1 protein-coding gene is annotated in these 4,808 nt (G+C 71.3%); it reads left to right on the top strand.

Annotation, left to right across the window (positions count from 1 at the left end):
• On the top strand, positions 1–4,808 hold a 4,808-nt coding region (locus tag U8525_RS34080; RefSeq protein ID WP_374270908.1), incomplete at both ends, for an amino acid adenylation domain-containing protein.

The following is a 4,808-nucleotide window of genomic DNA, read 5'->3' as shown; positions in this document are numbered from 1 at the left end:
CGGACGACTTCTTCGAGCTGGGGGGCCACTCGCTCTTGGCGACGCAGGTGCTGTCGCGCGTGCGAAGCCTCTTCCGCGTGGACCTTCAGCTGCGGGACGTCTTCAACGCTCCGACGGTGGAGAAGCTCGCCGTCCTTGTGGACGACGCCCTCCGCGCCGGAGCGGGTGTCCGCACGCCCGCCATCGTGCCGCTGCCCCGCGAGGGCCAGCTGCCGCTGGGGCTGGCCCAGCAGCGGTTGTGGTTCCTGAACCAGATGGAGCCGGACAGCCCCCTCTACAACATCGTGCTGCCGGTCCGGCTGGACGGCGAGCTCGACATCGAGGTGTTGGAGCAGAGCTTCACGGAGCTGGTGCGCCGGCATGAATCGCTGCGCACCACCTTCCACGCGGAAGGTGGCGGTGCAGTGCAGCGCATCCACGCGCCCTCGCGCGCGTCGCTCCAGGTCGTGGACCTGCGGGACCTGTCCGACGCCGACCGCGAGGCCGAGGCGAAGCGCCTGACCGACCTGGAGATGAACCGCGGCTTCCGCCTGGACACGGGGCCGCTCATGCGCGCCCTCGTCCTGCGTATGTCCGGGACGGAGCACGTGCTCCTGCTCACGCTGCACCACATCATCACCGACGGCTGGTCCATGGGCCTGTTGGTGCGGGAGATCGGCACGCTCTACGCGGCCTACCGCGAGGGCAGGCCGTCACCGCTGCCGGAGCTGACCGTGCAGTACGCGGACTACGCCGGCTGGCAGCGCGACTGGCTGCGCAGCGATGTCATGGGCAAGCACGTGGAGTACTGGAAGCAGCAGCTCTCGGGCGCGCCCGCCGCCCTGGAGCTGCCCACCGACTTCCCGCGTCCCGCCGTGATGACGTACTCGGGCGGCGGCGTGGCGGTGAAGCTCTCCGACTCCCTGTCCCGCTCGCTCAAGGCCCTCTGCCGTGAAGAGGGCGTGACGCCGTTCATGCTGCTGCTGGCGGCCTGGCAGGTGCTGCTGGCTCGCCACGCGGGCCAGGACGACCTCACCGTCGGATCTCCCGTGTCGGGCCGTGGCCGCGCGGAGACCGAAGGCCTCATCGGCTTCTTCATCAACACCATGGTGCTGCGCGCGAAGCTGCCCGCGAACGCCACCTTCCGCGACGTGCTGACACAGGCGCGGGAGACGGTGCTCGGCGCGCACTCGCACCAGGACGTGCCGTTCGAGAAGCTGGTGGAGGAGCTTCAGCCCGTGCGCGACACCAGCCGCTCGCCGCTCTTCCAGGTGTGGTTCGTGCTGGAGGCGGAGGAGCTGTCCTCGCAGGTGTCGGTGCCGGGCCTGACGCTGCGGACCTACGAGGTGGAGTCGCGCACGGCGAAGTTCGACCTGGCCCTCTCGTTGGTGGACGCGGCCGAGGGCTTCCTGGGCCGGCTCGCGTACAACTCCGACCTGTTCTCGCACGCGACGGCCGAGAGCCTCGTGCAGCGCTTCGTGATGCTGCTGGAAGGCATCGTCGCGGACGTGGCTCAGCCGGTGCGGGCACTGCCCCTGATGTCGGAGCAGGAGCGGCACCAGGTGCTGGTGGCGTGGAACGACACGCGGGCCGACTTCCCTCGCGAGGCGTGCATCCAGCAGCTCGTCGCGGCGCATGCCGAGCAGATCCCGGACGCGGTGGCGGTCGTGTACGAGGACCAGTCGCTGACGTACGCGGAGCTGGACGCGAAGGCGAACCAGCTGGCGCACCACCTGCGGCGCCGCTACGTCGGGCCCGAGGTGCGGGTGGCGCTCTGCGTGGAGCGCTCGCTGGAGCTCGTGGTGGGCATGCTCGGCATCCTCAAGGCCGGGGGCGCCTTCGTGCCGTTGGATCCGGCGTACCCCATCGACCGCCTGGACTTCATGCTCGCGGACTCGGGCGCGCCGGTGCTCCTCACCCAGGAGTCGCTGGTGGACACGCTGCCCTCCGAGGGCCGACTGCTCATCCAGATCGACGCGGACTGGGACGCCATCGAACGGATGCCGGAGGAGGCACCGGCCACGAACGTGGGGGCGGGCAACCTCGCCTACGTCATCTACACGTCGGGCAGCACCGGCCGCCCGAAGGGCACGCTGTTGCAGCACCAGGGCCTCGTGAACACGGCGCTCCAGGTGGGCCGGGTGCACCGCTACGCGCCGGGCTCCCGCGTGTTGCAGTACGCGGCGTCCAGCTTCGACGCGAGCGTGGCGGAGGTGTTCGGCACGCTGGCGGCGGGCGCGACGCTGGTGCTCGCGCCTCGCGACCGGCTGCTGCCGGACGAGCCGCTCCGCACGCTGCTCCAGGAGCAGCGCATCACGGCCGTGACGTTGACGCCGTCCGTGCTGTCGCGCCTGGGCACTGATGGGCTGGACGGGCTGCGCACTGTCGTGTCCGCGGGTGAGGCGCTGAGCGTGGAGCTGGCGCGCAAGTGGGGCGAAGGGCGCCTGCTGCTCAACGCCTACGGCCCCACGGAAGCGACGGTGTGCGCGACGCTGACGCATGAAGGCGCGGATCCGGAGCGGCTGACGATTGGCCGCCCCTGGGCGAACGTGCAGGTCTACGTGCTGGATGACACGCTGGGCCCGGTGCCGCCAGGCGTCGCGGGCGAGCTGTACGTGGCGAGCGTGGGGCTCGCGCGGGGCTACCAGGGCCGGCCGGAGCTGACGGCGGAGCGGTTCCTGCCGAACCCGTTCAGCACGGAGCCCGGCGCGCGGCTGTACCGCACGGGTGACCGCGTGCGCTGGCTGGCGACGGGAGAGCTGGAGTACCTGGGGCGCGTCGACTTCCAGGTGAAGGTGCGTGGCTTCCGCATCGAGCTGGGCGAGGTGGAGTCGGTGCTGCTGCATCACGCGGAGGTGCGTGAGGCGGCGGTGGTGGTGCGCGAGGACGTGCCGGGCGACAAGCGCCTGGTGGCCTACGTGGTGACGGCGGAGGAGGCCTCGCTGGATGCCAGCGAGCTGCGGCGCTACCTGAAGGGCGAGGTGCCGGAGTACATGGTGCCGTCGGCCTTCGTGGTGCTGGACGCGCTGCCGATGACGCCCGCGGGCAAGGTGGACCGCAAGGCGCTGCCCGCGCCGACCGAGTCCTGCGAGGAGCGGCGCGAGGTGGAGGTCGTGGCTCCTCGCACGCCGACGGAGGAGCTCCTGGTCCCGGTCTGGACGGAGGTCCTGGGCGTGGAGCGGGTGGGGGTGCGCGACAACTTCTTCGAACTGGGCGGGCACTCGCTGCTGGCCACGCAGGTGGCTTCGCGCATCCGCGAGCTGTTCGGCGTGGAGCTGCCGCTGCGCGTGCTCTTCGAGGCGCCCAGCGTCGCGGAGCTCGCGCGGCGCGTGGACGCGCTGGTGGCGGAGGGGCTGGGCGTGCAGGCGCCGCCGCTCGTGGCGTTGGACCGCGAGGAGCGGATGCCGCTGTCGTTCGCGCAGCAGCGCCTGTGGTTCCTCAACCAACTGGAGCCGGACAGCGCCTTCTACAACATCCCGCTCTCCATCCGGCTGGAGGGCGCGCTGGACGTGGCGGCGTTGGAGCAGGCGTTCACGGAGCTGGTGCGCCGGCATGAATCGCTGCGCACCACCTTCCCGACCCGCGAAGGCCAGCCGGCCCAGGTCGTCCAGCCCGCGGCGCCGTTCCCGCTGGGCCTGGTGGACCTGTCCGGTCTGCCCGAGGCCGAGCGCGAGGCCGAGGCCTTGCGCCTGGCCAATGAAGAGGCCCAGCGGCCGTTCCGGCTCGACACGGGGCCGCTGCTGCGCGTGCAGGTGCTCAAGCTGGACGCGGAGCAGCACGTGATGCTCGCGACGATGCACCACATCGTCTCGGACGGCTGGTCCATGGGCGTGCTGGTGCGGGAGATGGCGGCCTTCTACGAGGCGTTCGCCACGGGCCGCACGCCGTCGCTGCCGGAGCTGCCGGTGCAGTACGCGGACTACGCGAGCTGGCAGCGCGGCTGGCTCCAGGGCGACGTCCTGGCTCAGCAGATGACGTACTGGAAGCAGCAGTTGACGGGCGCGCCGTCCGCGCTGGAGCTGCCCACGGATCGGCCGCGTCCGGCGGTGCAGACGTACCGCGGCGCCAGCGTGCCGGTGAACCTGGGCCAGGAGCTGACGGAGGCGTTGAAGGCGCTGGCGCAGAAGGAGGGCGCGACGCCCTTCATGGTGCTGCTGGCGGCCTGGCAGGTGCTGCTGTCGCGCTACTCCGGCCAGGACGACATCAGCGTGGGCACGCCCATCGCGGGTCGCGGCCGGACGGAGACGGAGGGGCTCATCGGCTTCTTCGTCAACACGCTGGTGCTGCGCGCGAAGCTGGGGGGCAACCCGAGCTTCCGTGAGCTGCTGGCGCAGGCACGTGAGACGACGCTGGGCGCGTACGCGCACCAGGAGGTGCCATTCGAGAAGCTGGTGGAGGAGCTGGCGCCCACGCGCGACACCAGCCGCTCGCCGCTGTTCCAGGTGCTGCTGTCGTTCCAGAACGCGCCGCTGTCGGAGCTGAAGGCGCCGGGGCTCACGCTGCGCGCCGTGCCGCTGGAGCACCGCACGGCCCAGTTCGAGCTCAAGATGACGTTGTCCGAAGGCGACGGCGAGCTGCGCGGAGCGATGGAGTACAACACCGATCTCTTCGACGGCCACACCGCAGCGCGGATGGTCTCGCACCTGGCGGTGCTGCTGGAGGGCGCGGTGGCGTCGCCCGACGCGCCCATCCAGCGCCTGCGGCTGCTCACCGAGGGCGAGCGCAAGCAGTTGTTGGAGACGTGGAACGACACGCGGGCCGACTTCCCGCGAGAGGCGTGCATCCACCAGCGCTTCGAGGCGCAGGTGGAGCTGGCGCCGGACGCGGTT

It is taken from the genome of Corallococcus sp. RDP092CA (genome assembly GCF_041903675.1).
Classification (GTDB): domain Bacteria; phylum Myxococcota; class Myxococcia; order Myxococcales; family Myxococcaceae; genus Corallococcus.
This window is presented reverse-complemented; position numbering and strand designations above follow the sequence as displayed.